The organism is Streptomyces sp. DT2A-34 (assembly GCF_030499515.1).
Taxonomy (GTDB): Bacteria; Actinomycetota; Actinomycetes; order Streptomycetales; family Streptomycetaceae; genus Streptomyces.
Genome location: NZ_JASTWJ010000001.1, coordinates 8,732,361 through 8,751,798 on the forward strand (window position 1 = coordinate 8,732,361; position 19,438 = coordinate 8,751,798).

The following is a 19,438-nucleotide window of genomic DNA, read 5'->3' on the forward strand; positions in this document are numbered from 1 at the left end:
CCGGTCGGCAACGACACGTTCGGCACGGATCCGTTCGGTGCGGACCGTTGTGGCACTGATCCGTTCGGCAGCGATCCGCTGGGCAGCGGTGTCACCAGCCCGGCTCCGCCCGCGGCAGTGCCCGACGTCGGTGAGATCTCACTTGCGCCCGGCGGCTCAGCGCCCTGACCCGACCACGGTTCGACATTGCGCGACACGAGTCCGGAGGCATCGGACTGTTGCTCGTCCTTCGGTGCTCCGCCGGCTCCGGGTGCCATCGGCATGAACGGTGTCCCCGCACCGCCGACAGGCGTCTTCGACGACGGCAGACCCGAGCCCGAGCCTGAACCCGAACCTGAGCCGGGGTTGCCCAGCAACGAGACCCCGCCGGCGCCGGTGCCTGTGCCAGTGTTGGGAAGTCTGAGACCGCCGGCGCCACCTTGGTCGAGCAGGTCGGACGGCATGCGGGAAACAGGGGCGTTCGGTGCAGACCTGTTCGGCACGGAGCTGTTCGGCAACGAGACGTTGGGCACGGAGCTGTTGGGCAGGGTTGTGTTGGGTACGGACCGTTGTGGCACTGATCCGTTCGGCAGCGATCCGCTGGGCAGCGGTGTCACCAGCCCGGCTCCGCCCGCGGCGGCGCCCGACGTCGGTGAGATCTCACTTGCGCCCGGCGGCTCAGCGCCCTGACCCGACCACGGTTCGACATTGCGCGACACGAGTCCGGAGGCATCGGACTGTTGCTCGTCCTTCGGTGCTCCGCCGGCTCCGGGTGCCATCGGCATGAACGGTGTCCCCGCACCGCCGACAGGCGTCTTCGACGACGGCAGACCCGAGCCCGAGCCTGAACCCGAACCTGAGCCGGGGTTGCCCAGCAACGAGACCCCGCCGGCGCCGGTGCCTGTGCCAGTGTTGGGAAGTCTGAGACCGCCGGCGCCACCTTGGTCGAGCAGGTCGGACGGCATGCGGGAAACAGGGGCGTTCGGTGCAGACCTGTTCGGCACGGAGCTGTTCGGCAACGAGACGTTGGGCACGGAGCTGTTGGGCAGGGTTGTGTTGGGTGCGGACCGTTGTGGCACTGATCCGTTCGGCAGCGATCCGCTGGGCAGCGGTGTCACCAGCCCGGCTCCGCCCGCGGCAGTGCCCGACGTCGGTGAGATCTCACTTGCGCCCGGCGGCTCAGCGCCCTGACCCGACCACGGTTCGACATTGCGCGACACGAGTCCGGAGGCATCGGACTGTTGCTCGTCCTTCGGTGCTCCGCCGGCTCCGGGTGCCATCGGCATGAACGGTGTCCCCGCACCGCCGACAGGCGTCTTCGACGACGGCAGACCCGAGCCCGAGCCTGAACCCGAACCTGAGCCGGGGTTGCCCAGCAACGAGACCCCGCCGGCGCCGGTGCCTGTGCCAGTGTTGGGAAGTCTGAGACCGCCGGCGCCACCTTGGTCGAGCAGGTCGGACGGCATGCGGGAAACAGGGGCGTTCGGTGCAGACCTGTTCGGCACGGAGCTGTTCGGCAACGAGACGTTGGGCACGGAGCTGTTGGGCAGGGTTGTGTTGGGTGCGGACCGTTGTGGCACTGATCCGTTCGGCAGCGATCCGCTGGGCAGCGGTGTCACCAGCCCGGCTCCGCCCGCGGCGGCGCCCGACGTCGGTGAGATCTCACTTGCGCCCGGCGGCTCAGCGCCCTGACCCGACCACGGTTCGACATTGCGCGACACGAGTCCGGAGGCATCGGACTGTTGCTCGTCCTTCGGTGCTCCGCCGGCTCCGGGTGCCATCGGCATGAACGGTGTCCCCGCACCGCCGACAGGCGTCTTCGACGACGGCAGACCCGAGCCCGAGCCTGAACCCGAACCTGAGCCGGGGTTGCCCAGCAACGAGACCCCGCCGGCGCCGGTGCCTGTGCCAGTGTTGGGAAGTCTGAGACCGCCGGCGCCACCTTGGTCGAGCAGGTCGGACGGCATGCGGGAAACAGGGGCGTTCGGTGCAGACCTGTTCGGCACGGAGCTGTTCGGCAACGAGACGTTGGGCACGGAGCTGTTGGGCAGGGTTGTGTTGGGTGCGGACCGTTGTGGCACTGATCCGTTCGGCAGCGATCCGCTGGGCAGCGGTGTCACCAGCCCGGCTCCGCCCGCGGCAGTGCCCGACGTCGGTGAGATCTCACTTGCGCCCGGCGGCTCAGCGCCCTGACCCGACCACGGTTCGACATTGCGCGACACGAGTCCGGAGGCATCGGACTGTTGCTCGTCCTTCGGTGCTCCGCCGGCTCCGGGTGCCATCGGCATGAACGGTGTCCCCGCACCGCCGACAGGCGCCTTCGACGACGGCACACCCGAGCCCGAGCCTGAACCCGAACCTGAGCCGGGGTTGCCCAGCAACGAGACCCCGCCGGCGCCGGTGCCGGCACCGGCGCCAGGCAACTTCAGACCACCGGCGCCACCCTGACCCAGCAAATTGGACGGCACACGAGACACAGGAGCACTCGGAACAGACCCCTTCGGCAACGACCCCGTCGGCGCAGACCCGTTCGGCAACGTCGTCCTGCTCGTAGGCGGATTCGACGAGAGGGAGACGGGGTTGATGCCCGTGCGGCCGCCACCGGCGCCGGTCGGCAAGGTCACGCCACCTGCGCCGACCGTTGACGTGTTGGGCGGCGTGGCCCCGTTGCCCCTGCTGTTCAACAGGTCCGACGGCATCGGCGTCGGAGAGCTGAGTTCGGGCGCCGCACTCCCACCCGCAGCGCTCTTGCGCTGGTTCGCCGAGTTGGTCCGCAACGGCAGCACAGGGCTGACGGGACCCGTCGTCGGCGAGGTACCGCCGCCACCGGCGGAAGGGTTGGAGGCGAGAGAAACGGGGTTGATGGTGCTCGTGTCGGGCGGCGTGCTCCCGTTGCCGCCGCTGTTCAGGAAAGTCGACGGCATCCGCGACGGAGTACCGACGGTCGGCGACGCAGTGGTGCTCGGGCTCTTGGTGCTGGGCGCCGTCGGCAACGTGCTGGTGGGCACGGAACCCGGGTTGAGGGCCGCGTGCATCGCGGGGTTCAGTTTCCCGGGGTTCAGCTGTGTGGGGGACAGTGGGGATGACCGTGTGGTCGACGGCGTCGTCGACGGTAGTGGTGAGTTCACCGGCGCCGAAGCCAACTTCGTCGGCTTGATCGGCGTGTTGCTCGGCAACGTCATCCGCGTAGGGGTCGGCACGGGCGCGTTCGTCGGGGAATTCACCCGTGAATTCGCAGGGCCGTTCACCGGTGCTGAAGTGAACTTGGTCGGCGTGACCGGCGTGTTGGTCGGCAAGGTCATCCGGGTAGGAGTCGTCACCGGCAGGTTCACCGGCGCATTCACGGGCAGGTTTCCCCGCAGAGTCGGCGGACTCACCGGTGAGTTCACCGGCGAATTGACCGGATTTCTCACCGGCGTTGTCACGGGCGGCGTATTCGGCAGCGTGGTGCGCGGCGTCGTATTCGGCAGCGTGATGCGTGGCGTCGTTGGCGGATTCATCTGGGGCCCGGGCCCAAGGGTGCGGGGCGGCGTGGTGACGCCAGGGATGGCGGTCCTGGGCTGCGGCAGTTTGGACGGATCCGGCGGCGTGAGATTCGGGCTGGTACCGCTGAGCGGAGACGTGATGTTCGTCGTGGAGACCTGATTCAGGGTGCGCGTCTCGGCGGAGTACTGCCCGGCCAGCGTGTGCAGCACCTTGCGCATGTCGTCCGTCATCATCTTGACGATCTCCGGGCTCTTGCTGACCGGTATGAGCCCGTTCTTCATCGGCTTGATGCCGATGATCTGCGCCTGTTGCGCATACCACTGGTCGATCGTGACGATGTTCGCCTGGGCCACCGCGAGATTGTTACCGGCATCGACGAGAGTCTGCGCCACCGATGCGCCCATACTCCCCCCGGAGAGCGCATTGGCACTGGAGGCCACCTGCTTGGAGAAGGTCTCCATCATGGTCATGAAGGAATCCGCCGCAGTGCCCTGCCACGGCGAGTCCGTGTTGCCGGCCAGCGCTTTGGCCTGCGCGACGAGGTTCTCCGACACCATCTGCAGGACTTCTTGCACGAACTGGAACGTGTTACCGGCGTCGTAGAGGCTCTGCGGGGTGGCCACGCTGTGCGCCCGGTCCTGCTCCTGCCCGGACGCCAGGTTCGAAGCGCCGACGATGACAGCCTCGATCTGCTTCCAGTCCCAGGTGTCGTAGTCGTTCGGTGACCCCATGACAGAGTTGTTGCCGAAGATCCCGGACGTGTCGTCCGACTGCGTGGTGTTGCCGCTGTTGTAGTCCTTCTTCGATGCCATGACGTCGACGCTCTCGTTCGTGCCTGCACGGGCAAACGCCTAAAGCGGCGTCAGGTCCAGGAACACCTGACGCCGCCACAGGCAGCTGTATAGCTTTGGTCTCATCCGCCGGTACCGAGCTTGCTGAAATCGCTCTGAGCGGACTGCATCGCCTTGTTCAGATCCTCGGCCGTCATCTTGGCCTCTTCTTCGGTGGTCTTGTACTTCGCACTCAGCTGGTGCATGCCGGTGCTGATGTCTGCCAGACCCTGACCGAGATCGTGGAGAATCTTGAGGTATGTGTTCTGGAGCCCCGTGTCGCCGTTGGCGCCACAGGAGACCTGCCGGAGCATATAGGCGTCGTAGAAGGATCCGGGATTGACCCGCTGGAGCTCCATGAGCTTCTGGTACGCCTGCTTCACCGGCTCCGCGAGCTTGTCCATGTTGCCGGCGAAGAGTTCCATGGACGGTGTGTCGACCGAGGTCCTGCGCCCGTTGCCCGAACCACCCGGAACCGGCGGCGGCGTGGGGTCGTGCGGCTCAGGTCCGGACCGTGTGTGCGGCGCGTGGAACGTCGTCGGATCCCACTCCTTGGGAGGAGGGGGCGGCGGCTTCTTCTCCCTGGGTTCCCAGTTCAGAGAATCTGTATCCGGCATCAGCGGTTCCAGATGTTGACGCCGGACCTCTCACCGTCGGCGTATTGGCCGATGATCTGGGTCAGCGAGTTCTGGGCGTTGGCGGCCTGCACGGTCATGTCGTTGGCGGCCGTGGCCCAGACGCTCCGCTGGCTGTCGAACAGGTCGCGCGCGCCGCTCTCCCACTCGGTGATGGCCTGCATCGTGCCGCTCTGCAGTTCCTCCAGGAAGTCGTTGATCTGCTTGGAAATCCGGCTCATTTCCGTGACCGCGGACTCGAGGCCGTCAAACTGAAGACTGTAATCTGCCATGTTCTTCTCCTGTCTGTGAAAGCTGTCTGTGAAGGCTGACCGAAGGCTGACTTACTAGAACCCGGGGAGCGAAGGGGTGGTGATCCCGGCGGCGGCCTGCTGGGCCTTCTGGATGGTCTCCTCGTTCGTCTGCGTCAGGATGCTGGTGTTCTGGCTCAGGGCGTTCTCCATGCCGTTGAGCACCGTGATCACCTTGTTGAAGTCGCCGAGCCAGTTCTGCAGCGCCCGGTCGAATGCCATGAACGCCTGGCCGGTCCACACGGACTGAATGTTGCCGACCGTCGTGGACATCGCCTTGTACTGGCCGTCGAAGTTGGCGACGCCGTTCGAGAAGACGTTGATGGCCTTCTGAAGTCCAGCAAGATCGACCTGTGTCATATTGCCCGCCATCGAGCCCTCCAGTTCTTGGTGCGGGTTCCCTCTGGAACCGCCTGGTCATACCTTCTCCAATGCCAGGGGCCAAAGGAACCGCATTCGCCGTCCCTTGCCCCGTCCACCAGCGATAGTTGCCCCGACGACTCCCGTCAGGCCCCCGCGCCCGCCTCTGCCAGGGCCGGACTGCCCTCCTCAGGGGGCACCTGACCTGCGCCTGCGCCTGAGTCGGCGGAGTCGGTGTCGGCGGCGTTCGCCCGGGCGGACGGCCGGATCGCGGGGGAGTCGGCCGCGGCCAGACGCTCCGCGAACCGGTGCGCCCCGTACGCGCCCGCCGGGGGCGGAGACTCGGTGAAATGCTCGGCGAGCGAATTGCGCACAGGGGCGTCGACCGTGAATCCACGTACCGTCAGATAGCGCCACGAGAGCTCGGCCAGCTCCGCTCCCGAGTAGTCGGAGAACGGCAGGTACTCGGCGAAGCAGGCGGCCAGTTCGGAGCCCGGGCGCGCGTTCAGGACCTCGGCCACCAGCGCCTCCTCGCCGCACAGCACCAGCGCCACCTCACCGTTGGCGTCCGCGGCGGCGCGCAGCGCGCTCATGACGACGCCGCGCTCCGACTCCGGGCGGGCCTGGAAGGCCTGGTCGAGTTCGAGCAGCAGCAGGCCGCCCGCGGCCTCGTCGAAGACGGCGGCTGCGAACGTCTCGGCCTGCTCCCGCCAGCCCGCCGGGAACGCGGAGAGGGCCTGCCGGTGCACCGCGCCGGTCTCCAGCAGCCCGTACTCGGCGAGGCACCGCGCGTACAGCCCGGCCACGGCACCGCGGCCGCTGCCCTCCTTGCCCGCGAACACGAGGTTCATCAGCCCCGCGACCGGCTGACGCTGCCGGCGCAGCTCCGTGAGTCCGGCGAGCCGTTCGAGGAGCGAGGTGCGGACCGTCTCCAGCCCGACCAGGTTCGCGATGCGCCGGCTGCTGCGCGGTTCCTGCGGCTGCCGGTTGTCCCCGGGGCCGGATGCGGCGGGCTCAGCCCCGGGCGGCTTCTCCACGTCGTCCGCCGTCAGACGCGTGAACTCCGAGTCGGCGGTGGGGGGATGAGTGGCCAGCCGGGATGCCTGACGGTTGATCATCGACTCGAACAGCTGGCGGGCCACCCGGCCGTTGCCGAAGGTCGGCCCCTTCGGGATCCGCTCGAAGTAGGTGGTGAGGCCCTCCATCGCGGAATCGGTGAGCTCGTAGTAGTGCTTGGCGCACAGTCCCCGGACGATCGTCACCAGCTCGTCCACCGAGTAGTTGGGGAACTCGACGGTGCGGGAGAAACGTGACGCCATACCGGGGTTGGAGGACAGGAACTGGTCCATCTGCTCGGAGTAGCCCGCGACGATGACCACGATCTCGTCGCGGTGGTCCTCCATCATCTTCATGAGGGCGTCGACGGCTTCCTGACCGAAGTCCGGGCCGCTGCCCTTGGCCTGGCTGGTCAGCGTGTAGGCCTCGTCGATGAAGAGCACACCGCCGATCGCCTTGGTGACGACCTCCGTGGTCTTGATGGCCGTGGCGCCGATGTACTGCGCGACGAGGTCGGCGCGCGCGACCTCCACGATGTGGCCCTTGCTGAGGATGCCCAGTTCGGCGAGGACCGCGCCGTAGAGCCGGGCCACGGTGGTCTTGCCGGTGCCCGGTGGGCCGGCGAACACCAGGTGCCGGCTCATCGGAGGCATGGGCAGTCCCATCTCCTCCCGGCGCTGGGCCATCTTGTTGAGGTTGATGAGGCTGGTGACCTCGTGCTTGACGCTCTCCAGCCCGACCAGCGCGTCGAGTTCGGCGAGCGGTCCGGTGCCGGTGTGCTGCGCGGTCTCCGACGCCTCGGACCGCTCCGCGCCGCCGTCCTCCTGCCGCTGCCGCCCCTTCGACGCGGCACGCCCGGACTTGTCCTGCCGGTCGCCGCCGGTCAGGTTGCCGGCCGAGAACTGCGGGTTGTCCCGGAGCTGGTGCACCTGCAGGCCGCCGTTGTCCCGCACTTCGCAGTCACGGACGCTGACCGGCTCCTCGGTGTTGGTGCGTACGCCGTCCCCGGCGTTGTCGAAGATCACGCAGTTGCTGACCTCGGCCCGCGCGGTCGCCTGGATGTTGACGCCGTGCCCGCGGGCGCTGTGCACCCGGCACCCGATCGCGGTGACCGATCCGCCGCCGGTCACCCGGATCGCGTCGGTCCCGGAGCCGGCGATCTCGCTGTCCCGCACGGTGAGCGCCGCGTCCTTCCCGACGAGGACCTCGCAGCCCTGGAGCCGGGCGGACACCACCTCCGCCTCGGAGCCGTCGGTCAGCGAGAACCCACAGCCGCCGGCGGTGCGCAGGCGCAGCTCCTGGAACCTGCCGGTGCCCTTCTCGGCCAGCTCCACCGCGTTCGCCCGGTCGGTGGCGATGTCGCTGTCCCGCACCATGACCTTGGCGCCGCCCGCGACCCGCAGCCCGATGCCGGCGCCCTCCGCCACCGTCAGCTGTTCCGCCTCGACGGCGGAGCCCTCGGTGACGAGCACGGCCGCCTGGGCCGCCTCGCGTACGGACAGTTGCTTGAGGGCGACCGTGCTGCCGCCCTCCACGCTCACGCCCACCGACGCCCGCGTGATCTCGCAGTTCTCCACCCGGGGCCGCGACTTCGCCGTGATCCGGACGGCGGTTCCGCCCGGGGCGGAGACAGCGCACTTCTTGAGCAGCGGGGCCGAACCGCCGGCGATGTGCACCGACTCCGCGCCGGCACCGGAGAACCGGCAGCCGGTGAGGGTGATCCGGCCCTTGCCGGTGAGGTACGCGTCCACGCTCGCGCTCTCGGTCACGGTGACGCCCGACACGGTCGCCGCGCCGTTCTGCTCGACGACCAGCGCCGGCTTGCCGCTCGCGGTGATCGCCGTGTCCTTGACCTTCGCGTGCCCGTTGCCGTTGACGCAGATGCCGTTGCCGCCCGGCCGGTCGATGACGCTCTCCCGGACCGCCAGCCGCCCGCCTTCGGCGACCACGATCGCGGACGAGCCGGTCTCCTGCATGACGGTCTTCTCGACGGTGTTGCCACCGGGCGAGGTCACCACGATGCCGGCGCCCTGCGCCTCGTCGATCCGGCAGTCACGTGCCACCAGCGTTCCCTGATGCCACGCCAGGATCGCCGTCCACCCCGCACCGGTGATGCGGCAGGCGTCGAGTGCGGCCTCGCCGCGCCGGATCTCCACGGCGGCCGTGTCGTCGTCCCCGCCGGAGATCGTCAGACCGGAGAGCTGCACCGCCTCGGTGTCGACGACGACGGCGCTGCCCGAGCCCACGTGGATCCGCACGTCGCTCCCGCCGCTCGCGGCGGAGATGGTCACCATGCGGGTGATGACCAGGGGTTCCTCGTACGTCCCCCCGGCCACGGTGATCACCGCGCCGTCGGAGGCGGCGCGCAGTGCCTCGCCTATGGACTGGTAGGCGCCGGGACGGTCCCGGGAGACCAGCAGGACCTGCCTCGTCATGGCGTCGTTCCCTTTCTGGGTGGTGCGGTGCCGGCGCCGCGGCCGGTCACGATCAGCCCCGGTGGATTGCGGAGGGCGCCGAGGGCCGTCGCCGGGAGCCGTACGGCGGGCTTGGCGTCCCGCCACTCCGTGTCGGCCTGCTCCAGCCTGGTCATCGCGAGGTCGTCCAGCGGGAGGCGCCGGATGTCGACGCTCCCGTCCGCGCCGATCTCCGGGCCCGTCAGCTCCCGCAGCAGCAGCACGCGCCGTTCCTCGTCGCGCACCCCGAGCACCTTGAAACTGGTGCCGGGCAGGTAGAGCACCCGGTCGGGGACGGTCGGGTCGAGCAGGGCGGTACGGCGCGCCGTCATCGACCAGATCAGTACGTCGACGTCGCCGGCCATCTCGGGATGCGCGGCGGTCAGCGCGGCGCAGAACGCCCACTCGGTGACCAGCCGGCGCTTGCCGTACCACTGCCACTCCGCCTCGCTCAGCGTGGTGCGCAGCAGTGTGGCTCCGCGATAGGACGGCAGTCGGCGCAGCCCCGACGCCACGCAGCGGGCCAGCGGCACATGGGGGCCGACGGTCGCGCCGCGCACCGCGCTGTCGATCCGGTCGGTTCCTCCGGACAGATACAGCCGAACCGCGACCAGGTCGGTGACCACGTCGTCGGCCGACTGCTTGGAACCACCGCGCAGCCCGGGGGCCTCGGACAGCACCCGCGCCACGTGGTTCGAGGCGGAGTCGTACTGCTCCTTCAACGTCCGTCGCAACCAGGTACGTTCCTGCTCGATGCCGCGCGCCGGGGGTACGGCGCAGGCGTCGGGCGCGGGCACGGGTTGCATGCGTACGGCCGGCCGCTGAGCCTTGGGTCGCGCGGCGGGCGTGGGGGCCGGCGCGGGCGCAGGCGTTCCCGGGGGAGCGGGGGCCGCTGCCGGGCCCGGAGGCGGAGGCGGGGTCGGGGTCCGGGCCGACGTGGGGGCGGCCGCCGGAGGAGGCGCCGGGGAGGACGCGGCCGTCGGCTGCGGAGCCGGTCGCGGTGCCGCCGCTCGCGGCGCCGGGTCTGTCACGGGCTCGGGATCCACGGTACCGGCACAGGCGGGCGCCGCCTCGGCCGATTCGGCGGACGCGGCCCCGGCAGGCGGGGCCGACTCCAGCCTGAGTGACCGCGGACGCAGGGGAGCGGGGGCGGGCATGGATGCCTGCGCCTGCCGCCCGCCGGACGCGGCCGGATCGACGGGAGCCGCACCATCGGGGGGCCCGCCTGCGGAGGTGGCAGGCGCGGACCCGGGCTCGCCGGCAACGGGCACCGGCGTGGGCTCCAACACCTCGGCCGCAGCACCGGATCGACCCACCGCAAGTTCCGGCGCCGAGCCCGCAGCCCCTGACGCACCGACGACAGGCGCCGGATCGGGACTGGGCACGCCGCCTTCAGTTCCGGGCACGCTCCCGTCGGCTCCAGGCATGCCACTTGCGGTCCTGGACACTCCGCCTTCGGGCCCGGGGGCACCGCCGTGGGCTCCGGGCGCAAGCGCGGCACTGGACACTGCGCCTGCCGCGCCGGGCGCGCCTCCTTGGGTTCCGGGCACTCCGCCTTCGGTCCCGGGCACACCACTGGTTGCGGGGCCGCGAACATCGGCACCTGCGGGCGTGGACACTCCGTTACCGGCCCCGGGCACACCGCTCGCGGTCCCAGGCATCTCAGCTGAGGGCCCAGGGACGTCACTCGCGGGCGCGGACGCCCCACCATCGGCCCCGGGCACGCCACTTGTCGTCCCAGGTATCCCGGTTGCCGGACCTGGTACGCCACCAGCAGGCCCGGACACCCCACCATCAGCCCCAGGAACCCCACCGGCAGGACCGATCCGGTCCGGCGTAGAAGCCACTGACTCGGCAGCAAGCCCGTGCTCGCCCACCACAGCCCCCGGCGCCTCCGCCGCAGGCCCGGTCCGGCCCGCCGCAGACCTCGACCCGGGCTCCTGAACTCCGCTCGCACCTGAGGGTTCACCCGCCGCGGGCCGCGCCGCACCCGGCACCTCGATCGAAAGCCCAGGTTCACCAACCCCAGACCCCGACGCGTCCGACACCCCGCCCCCAGGCACAGGTGCACGCACGTCGGCCACCTGCGCAGGCTCGCCGGCCAAGGGCCCCGGACCCGCCACCCCAGCCGCAGCTCCAGACGCACCCGCCCCACCCCTCCGGGACGACGCCGCGCCGGAGTTTTTCTCGATTGCGTCCTTCGGGGCGGGCAGTACTCGGCAGCTTTCGGTGAGTGTCGGATCGAGCTTCTGCCGGAGCTCCTCGGCCAGTGTCCGCATCCGCTCCGCGGACTCCGGTGTGCCCGCGTCGAAGTGGATGACCGTCATGCCCGGGTCGGCCGGGACGCGGTGCACCGCCGGGGCGTCGCACGCAGCCGCAGGCGGCCGTAGCCACAGTCCGCTCTGGGTGACCTCCAGCACGGCGTCGGGCGCGTACTCGTACACGCCCGAGGAGACCTCCGGCAAGCCGTCCGCCGGGCGGCGGCGGCCGCGTAGCTCGGGCGGTGGCGCCGCGGAGCCGGGGGCGGCCGCGGGCCGGTAGACCAGCTCGCGGACGAAGGCGGGCGGGCCGGGGGTGCCGTCGGTGGCCAGTACGCGGATCTGCGCACCGTCGGTGCCCGGCTCGCCGACCGTCGGCAGCCCGGCGTAGACGGTGACCTGCTGGCCGAACCGGTCGGCCAGTACCTGACCGAGCGCGGTGCCCTTCGGCACGGCCACCGGCCCGTAGGCGGTGAAGCGAACCAGCGGCCGGGCGGCCGGTGCGACGCGTCCCCAGAACCGCTCGATGTCCTCCACCGACAGGTTCGCGCCACCGGGGCAGCCGAGCACCACGACGAGCCGGTCGGACTGGCAGAGGAGGGAGGCCGTTAGCCGGCGACGATGGACGTCCTGCTCGCTTACGGGCTGGTCCGTCCGCCGGACCCAGACGCCGCCGGGAACGGGTTCGGCCGTACCGTTGGGGCTGGTCGCGAAGGAGGCCTCCGGCACGGCGTGCTCCCACTTCGGCACGGGGAACCGGCGCGACACCTGGGGGGCGCGCTTGGTCGGCCCGAGCCGGGCCCAGGCGGACGAGCGACGCGGCTGGAAGCCCAGCCAGCCGGAACCGGCGGCCTCCGGCACGAACAGCACACCCCCGGCGGCGGGGAGCACCCAGCCGTCCGGGGTGAGCACGGTCCGTTCGAGCCGGTCGGCCAGGAGCTGACCGGCCGTCATGGCGGTCTCGCGGCTCGGTCGGCCGATGATCAGCCGGAAGGAACGCCCTCGGCGTTTGAGCAGACTGGCCACCGACTCCCAGTCCTCGGCCGGCGGATCCTCCGGGAGGTCGACGACGACGAGCGTGTGTTCCGGGTCGTGGGCCAGTCCGCCGGCGAAGGCGTGCAGCTGTGGGTTGATCTTCCCCGCGGGGTGGACCAGCAGCGCACCGCCGATGCTCTGGCACTCCAGTGCGGCCCGGCTTGAGCTGCGCGAACCGCGATCGAGTTGCACCATGTCCCGCCCCCTAACCGGCACGCGCCGAGACGGCGGTCTTGGCTGTGGTGGTGTCCAGCGTCGGACCGGTGGGTGCCAGATCGAGCAGTTGGCGGGGCAGCGTCCGCACCTTGGCCTGGCCGTAGCCGAGTGCCGCGAGCGCGTCGGTGTTGGCGAACGGGTACTTCCTGCCGCTGTCGGTGATCAGGTAGATCCGCGATGTGGCGTCGGGCGCCTGCGCGGACTCCGCCGCGACGATCAGGCCCTTGGCCGGCGGCACGAACAGACCGGAAGGTCGCGGCCCGGCGGCGATGGGCTCGGTCACGACCGTGCCGCCCTTGGAGCTGCCGGCCTTCTGCAGCACGCACAGCGCCGAGCCGCCAGGGCTGAATGCCGGCCCGGAGAGGAGGTCCGGCACCGCCGTCAGCAGGGAGCGGTCCTGCGAGACGGGGGCCGCCGCGATGTCGGCCGTGGTGACCTGCCTCGGCGTAGAGGCGCCGGGTACGGCGCTGAGCAGGGCGAACTCGGTGCGGTTGATCGGGGCCAGGCCGTCGGTCAGCAGCACGTACATCTCGCGGGCGCCGGCGGCTGTCGTTTCGAACAGCTGCCCCACCTTCGCGGACTCGCCGGCCACCGAGGAGCCCGCGGAGCCCGCCTCCGGGATGCGCGGGGCGGTCAGCTTCCCGCCGGACGGCAGCTGGGCCAGCCAGGTCGAGGAGACCCGGACGGTCCGCTGGGTCACCATGCCGAGCGCGACCAGTTCGGCGTGGGACAGCTTGTACGCCCGGCTGTTCCACACGAGGTACGTGGTGCGGTCCGGCCCGGAGAGCAGGACCCGCTGGTTGCGGGGGACGGGGGTGGAACGACCCGCGGGGTCGAGGTCCACCAGCGTCTTCGCGCTGCCCGGCGGCAGGCAGACCGCGCGGTCTCCGGAGAGCAGGTCGGTGGCGGGAGGCACTTCATCGGGTGCGCCGACGATGCCGAGCTGCGGGCCGCGCCGGACCTCCGCCAGGGTGTCGCGTGCGACGGAGACCGTCTTGGCACGGGCTCCGGCGACCAGCAGCGCGGAGGCGTAGTTGGCCATGGGGTACAGCTGCTGGTCGAGGAGGAGGTACCGGTTGCCGGTCTCCTCCTCCACGATGATCGACCCCGGATTGCGCCATGCCGTGCTCTCCTTGGGGCTGATCAGGCCGTAGACCCCGAAGCCCGCGGCGAGCAGGACGGCGACCAGCGCGCCGAACTGCATGCCGAGGTTCCCGCGCCGCATGGGGACCTCGACGGGTCCTGGATCACCGGCCAGCAAGGCCGACACGAGCCGGCCGACGGCGAACCGGTGGGCCTGGACGTGATCGCGTCGATTCTGCACCGCAGCCCCCTCAGCCGGCCAGCGAGCGGAAGTACGCGTACACGTTGAGGACCTGCAGCAGCAGCGGGATGAGGGCGAGCGCCGTGAGGCCCTCGAAGATCTCCCCGAGGCGCCCCCAGATGGGCCGCAGCCGCGCCCCGGGCAGCCGCCAGGCACCGGTCAGCAGCAGAACGGCGACGGCGAACAGCCCGAACATGGTGCCGGCCTGTGCCACCGGGCCGGCGTGGAGGGTGAGGGACAGCAGCACCAGGATCGCGCCGAGCGCGCCGGCGATCACCAGGGCGATGCGCTGCGAGGCGTTGCCCACCGCGCGTGCGCGCAGCAGCACCGCCGGGCTGAACACCGCGGCGAAGACCCAGCCCGACCAGTTCGGGGCCTGGACCAGCAGGGCGGAGGCCACGATGAAGACCGCGGCGGAGGAGAGGAAGAAGACACTGAGATAGCCGTCCGCCGCCGCGGCCCGGCGGTTGACCAGGGGTTCGGGCAGCGGGTCGATGCCCTGCTGCAGTTCCTCGGCGTTGTGCGGGAGTTCCACGACGCGCAGCCTCGCCGCGAACAGCGCCAGGCGCGGAACGATCGGGGACAGCGCGAACAGGGTCGCCGCGAGCACCGCGGCGACCCGGGTGGCGTCCCACGCGAGGACGATCGACAGGAACGAACCGACCTCCACCGTGCCCGCCAGCATCAGCAGGGTGCCGAACACCGCGATCGGCACCCGGCCGGTGGCCAGGACCGCGGCGGCCGCCACTCCGGTGAACGTGGCGGTGAGCAGCCCGTCCAGCCGGCCGGGCGCGAACAGCCCGGCGGGGCCGGCCACCGCGGACAGCCCGGCCAGCGCGGCGAACAGGCACGCGCCCAGGCCGGTGATGGTCCCCATGGCCCGGTCTTCCAGGTTCTTGGTGACCAGGCCGCAGCCGACGATCAGGCCCACGGCGAGCAGCCCGCAGGTGAGCGTGGTCAGCAGATGGGGGCGGGTGGCGACGACCATGGCGGCGAGGGACGCCAGCACCAGGCAGACCAGGACGAGGCAGAGCCGACGGGTCAACTCCGGCCGCCAGCGGTCCCGTTGGGCGTTGAGCGCGTTGGACACCCCGTCGGCCACGTCGTCGAACCGCAGCTCCGACAGGAGGTCGTCCTTCGGCCGCAGATACAGCACGTCACCGTCGCGCAGACCGAGGGTCTCCGGAGTGCCGTCCAGGTCGAGCGGGGCCTCGCCGAGGCGCTGCAGCGCCCATCTGCCGCCGAGGTCCTCCTCGTTCACGGACGGTTTCAGCACGAGGGGCAGGAGTGTGGCCACCGTGGCGGTGACGGGCACCGCGAGGTCGGTGCGGCCCTTGGCCGCGCTGACAGTCAGTCGGCAGACGTCGGTGGTCCCCCCGTGCCCGGTACGGGATGGGGACGACGCGGCGGTGCTCATGGTTCTCCTGCGGTGCAAAGACGGGGAAAACGGGGCGGGTTCGATGCGCTGGGGAAGGTCGGTGCGGCGCGCGGGCGCCGGGCGCCAGGTGTCCGGCGCCCGGCGGAGGGCCGGCTCACGGCGGAGCCGCCAGTCCGGTCTGGAGCAGCCCGACACCGCGCCGGGTGACGAACTGCGCACGGCCCGGGGGCAGGGTGCGCGGCTTGGCCTCGCCGATGAACTTGCCCTCCTCCTTGGGGTAGGAGAGGAGCAGCGCCGGACTGCCCAGTTCCCACATCCGGCGCAGCAGCGGGTCCATCATGGCGCGCATCGCTCCGGAGGTGCTGCGCGCGACCACGATGTGCAGCCCGATGTTGGCCGCCTGCGCCAGCAGCGGCACCATGGGCGTCATCGGGTTGTCCATGGCGCTGCCGGTGGCGAACAGGTCGTAGTCGTCGATGAGCATGAACAGCCGCGGTCCCGTCCACCAGTCGCGCTGCGGCAGCCGCTCCGGGGCGATGTCGGGGCCGGGCACCCGGCCGCTCACCGACACCGCGGCGCTGGCCGCCAGTTCCGCCAGCGCCTCGGTGCCCACGGCATAGCCGACGCGGTACTCCTCCGGGACGTCCCGCAGGAGCTGCCGGCTGGGGTCGGCGAGCAGGATGCGCGCCTCGTCGGGGGTGTAGCGGGCGGTGATCGCCCTGGCGACCAGGCGCAGCGCGTTGGTCTTCCCGGTGGCGTCGTCGCCGAAGGTCATCAGGTGCGGCACCTTCGCGAAGTCGTGCCAGACAGGCTGCAGGCGCTTCTCGTCCCAGCCCAGACAGGCCCGCATGTCGCCCTCCGGCGGCGGCAGCTGGTCCACCGGCAGGTTGCTGGGCAGCAGCCGTACGCCGGGTGCCGACCGGCCGGGCCAGAACGTCTCGATCTCCGCGGCCGCGGCCTTGGTCGCGCTGGTCAGGTCCTCGATGTCCGACGAGCCGTCGAGCCGGGGCAGCGCCGACAGGAAGTGGTGGCTCGAACTGGTGAGACCGCGCCCCGGGCGCGAGGGCACTCCGGCGGCCTGACGGGTTCCGACCTCCGACTCCATGCTGTCACCGAGCCGGAGCTCCAGCTTGGTGCCCATCAGGTCACGCTGCTTGGGGCGGATCTCCGACCAGCGGACCGCCGAGGCCACCACGTGCACACCGAAGGAGAGGCCGCGGGAGGCCAGTTCGGCGACCCGGTCCTCCAGCTCCTCGAAGTCCTGCCGGAGGGTCGCCCACCCGTCCACCACGAAGAAGACGTCGCCGTACGGGTCGTCGATCTGCCCGCTCCTGCGCAGCGCGCGGTAGGCGGCCATCGACTCCAGGCCCAGGCTGGTGAAGCGCTCCTCGCGCGTCTCCAGTACCTGGGTCATCTCCTCGACGGTGCGCAGCACCCGGTCGCGCTCCAGACGGGTGGCCACCGAGCCGACGTGCGGCAGCCCCGCGACGGAGACGATGCCGCCGCCGCCGAAGTCCAGGCAGTAGAACTGGACCTCCTCCGGGGTGTGCGTCAGGGCGAGCGAGAGGATCAGGCTGCGGAGCAGGGTGGACTTGCCGGTCTGCGGTGCTCCCGCGACACCGACGTGTCCGTCGGCCCCGGAGAGGTCGGCGACCAGCAGTTCGCGTATCTGCTCGTACGGCCGGTCCACCATGCCGAGCGGTACCTTCAGGGCGCCGAGCGCCGGGTAGTCGCTCGCGCTCATCCCGCGCAGCGGGTCGGGCACGATGCCCGGCAGCAGCTGGTCGAGGCTCGGCGACTCGTCCAGCGGCGGCAGCCACACCTGGCGGGCGGGCGGGCCGGCGTCGTTGAGCCGGTCGATCAGCACGTCGAGCAGGCTCTCGGAGCTCTCGGACTGCTCCTCGTCGTCCGACGGCTCGTCCGAATCCCGTGACTCATCCGGGTCGGCGGACGCCAGGGCGGCCGGCAGCGGCGGCCGCTGCTCCAGGCCGAAGGGGACGATCTCGGCGGCCGGCCTGCTCGGGTCGTCGCCCGTGACGGCGCGGATCTGCGGTTCCGGACAGGGCCCGGAGACGTAGGCGGCCTTGAAGCGGACGAGGTTGGTGGTGTCGATCTTCAGATAGCCGTGGCCCGGCGCCGAGGGCAGCTCGTAGGCGCCCGTGACGCCGATGACGCTGCGCGACTCCATGGAGGAGAAGGTGCGCAGGGCGATCCGGTAGGAGAGGTGGCCGGCGACCTTGTGGATGCTGCCTTCGTCGAGTCGCTGCGAGGCGAGCAGCAGGTGCACGCCGAGGCTTCGCCCGACGCGTCCGATCATCACGAAAAGCTCGATGAACTCCGGCTTGCTGGAGAGCAGTTCGGAGAACTCGTCGACGATGAGGAGCAGCGAGGGCATCGGGGCCAGCCGGGCGCCGCCCAGCCTGGCCTTCTCGTACTCGAAGAGTGAGGGGTAGCCGGCCTCGCGGAGCAGTTCCTGACGGCGGATCACCTCTCCCTGGAGCGAGTCGCGCATCCGGTCGACCAGCGGCAGCTCGTCGGCCAGGTTGGTGATCACCGCGGAGGTGTGCGGCAGCTTCTCCATGTTGAGGAAGGTGGCGCCGCCCTTGAAGTCGACCAGGACCAGGTTGAGGATCTCGGAGGAGTGGGTCGCGCACAGGCCGATGACCAGGGTGCGCAGGAGTTCGCTCTTGCCGGAGCCGGTGGCACCGATCAGCAGACCGTGCGGACCCATGCCGCTCTGGGCGGACTCCTTGAAGTCCAGCTCGACGATCTCGCCGTCCTCGGTCACCCCGACGGGCACCCGCAGGCGGGAGTGCTGCGGGGTGCGCGACCGCCACTGCGAAGCCACGTCGAACCCCCGCGGATCGCGGATGCCGAGCAGGGCGGTCAGGTCGAAGTCGTTCTCGAACGGTTCGTCGACCAGGTCCACGATCCCGCTGGTGCGCATCGGCGCGAGGTACCGGGCCAGGCTCTCGGCCGCGGCGAGACTCAGGGCGTCGGCCCGAGCGGACGCCGTCGAGTCGCCGGACGGGAAGGTCACCTGTCCCTTCTCGGTGGTCAGCCGCAGCACCTTCGAGCCGCCGGTCATGGCGCCGGTCAGGTCGAGCAGGACGACGTTGCGCAGTCCGGCGCCGAGCAGCCGGGAGCCGGTCGGTATCTGCGTACCGGCGGCGACGATCACCACGAACGGCTCGGAGGTGCTCGGCGCCTCCGACTTGTCGTGGTCGGGCCGGTCGCTGACGTCCTGGCCCAGGAGATCCATCAGGGCGTCGTGGTCGGTGGCGACGAGCCGCAGCGCACCGGCCGCGTCGTGCTCGCGCGGATGGGCGTTGTGCGGCAGCCACTTCACCCAGTCCCAGTCCGGCCGGCCCCGCTCGTCGGCGAGTACGGCGATACGCAGCTCGTCCGGCGAGTGGAAGACGGCCAGCTGGCAGAGCATCGACCGGACCAGGGCGTACGCGTGGGTGCCGTCCCCGGCGAACTCGACGCTGCTGAAGTTGCGGAGCGAGACGGGGACGGCCATGCCCTCGACCGTCTGGTGGGCCTTGATGAACCTGCGCAGCGAGATCGCCGAGAGGGGTTCGAGGTCCTCGACGGGCTTGGTCTCCGGGGGGATGAAGTGCAGCGCGGCCCGCCGTGAGCCGAGCCCGGCCCGGACCCGGGCGAAGTCGTCGTGGCTGGCGCGGCGCTCCCACAGCCGGGGGCTCATGGCCAGCGACCACAGGTCCTCGGGTTCGGGATGATCCCAGGAGACGGCGGCCCGCTGCTCGCCCGCGGCGTCCCTGGCCTGCTTGCGCAGTTGGGCGAGGTAGCGCAGGTAGTCCCGGCGCTCGGCCCGCATACGGCGTTTGCGTTCGCGGCCCGCCTGCCCGAGCTGGGTCAGGCTCATCGCGATCATGGAGACGCCCATCATCCCGGACATCATGTACGTGGTGGGCGAGCCGTTGCCCATGGAGAGCCCCACCGCCATCGCGGCCGAGCCCAGACCCATGGGGAGGAAGGCCAGCGCCGACCCGAACTCCACGCTTGCCGGCTCACCGAGCACCGGTGGCTCGGCCAGCTCGATCTCGCCCTCGGGCATCTCGGGTGGGGTCGCGCGCGAGCCGCGCTTCACCGGCACCGTGTTCGTCATCCCCGT

Annotated in this window: 11 protein-coding genes; 3 read left to right on the top strand and 8 right to left on the bottom strand. The window is 71.0% G+C overall.

The genetic code is table 11. The features are described 5' to 3' along the window. The first annotated feature begins 1,443 nt into the window (after window positions 1-1,443). The 3 genes from QQM39_RS38875 (at window position 1,444) to QQM39_RS38885 (ending at window position 4,068) form a co-directional block, all read left to right on the top strand. Window positions 1,444-1,671: a hypothetical protein gene (locus QQM39_RS38875; protein WP_302002306.1), complete on the top strand. Its 228-nt coding sequence runs from the start codon at window positions 1,444-1,446 to the stop codon at window positions 1,669-1,671. A 765-nt stretch (window positions 1,672-2,436) separates the two neighbouring features. Then, window positions 2,437-3,624 carry a hypothetical protein gene (locus tag QQM39_RS38880; RefSeq protein ID WP_302002307.1) on the top strand — a complete coding sequence of 396 codons (1,188 nt, stop codon included), beginning with the start codon at window positions 2,437-2,439 and terminating at the stop codon, window positions 3,622-3,624. Between the two features lie 57 nt (window positions 3,625-3,681). After that, window positions 3,682-4,068 (top strand): hypothetical protein, encoded by a 387-nt coding sequence (locus tag QQM39_RS38885; protein ID WP_302002308.1) that lies wholly within the window; start codon window positions 3,682-3,684, stop codon window positions 4,066-4,068. Between the two features lie 310 nt (window positions 4,069-4,378). Here QQM39_RS38885 and QQM39_RS38890 read toward each other — a convergent pair whose 3' ends face one another. From QQM39_RS38890 to eccCa, 8 genes are all read right to left on the bottom strand, one after another. Further along, window positions 4,379-4,720 (bottom strand): hypothetical protein, encoded by a 342-nt coding sequence (locus tag QQM39_RS38890; protein WP_302002309.1) that lies wholly within the window; start codon window positions 4,718-4,720, stop codon window positions 4,379-4,381. 191 nt (window positions 4,721-4,911) lie between these two features. Next, a complete protein-coding gene (locus QQM39_RS38895; protein ID WP_128429829.1) occupies window positions 4,912-5,202 on the bottom strand; it encodes a WXG100 family type VII secretion target in 291 nt (96 codons plus the stop codon). Between the two features lie 54 nt (window positions 5,203-5,256). Then, window positions 5,257-5,592, bottom strand: a complete 336-nt coding sequence (locus tag QQM39_RS38900) for a WXG100 family type VII secretion target (protein ID WP_302002310.1) — start codon at window positions 5,590-5,592, stop codon at window positions 5,257-5,259. Between the two features lie 134 nt (window positions 5,593-5,726). After that, the gene (locus QQM39_RS38905) at window positions 5,727-9,071 is read right to left on the bottom strand and encodes a right-handed parallel beta-helix repeat-containing protein (protein ID WP_302002311.1); all 3,345 of its coding nucleotides are present in this window, start codon (window positions 9,069-9,071) and stop codon (window positions 5,727-5,729) included. Next, a complete protein-coding gene (locus tag QQM39_RS38910; RefSeq protein ID WP_302002312.1) occupies window positions 9,068-12,577 on the bottom strand; it encodes a hypothetical protein in 3,510 nt (1,169 codons plus the stop codon). The genes QQM39_RS38905 and QQM39_RS38910 overlap by 4 nt, the downstream gene beginning before the upstream one ends. Window positions 12,578-12,587: 10 nt before the next feature. Further along, on the bottom strand, window positions 12,588-13,922 hold the full coding sequence (eccB, locus tag QQM39_RS38915) for a type VII secretion protein EccB (protein ID WP_302002313.1): 1,335 nt from the start codon (window positions 13,920-13,922) through the stop codon (window positions 12,588-12,590). A gap of 10 nt (window positions 13,923-13,932) precedes the next feature. Continuing rightward, window positions 13,933-15,339, bottom strand: coding sequence for a type VII secretion integral membrane protein EccD (eccD, locus tag QQM39_RS38920; protein WP_302002314.1), 1,407 nt, complete (start codon window positions 15,337-15,339; stop codon window positions 13,933-13,935). 115 nt (window positions 15,340-15,454) lie between these two features. Beyond that, on the bottom strand, window positions 15,455-19,432 hold the full coding sequence (gene eccCa, locus QQM39_RS38925; RefSeq protein WP_302002315.1) for a type VII secretion protein EccCa: 3,978 nt from the start codon (window positions 19,430-19,432) through the stop codon (window positions 15,455-15,457). Window positions 19,433-19,438 lie beyond the last annotated feature (6 nt).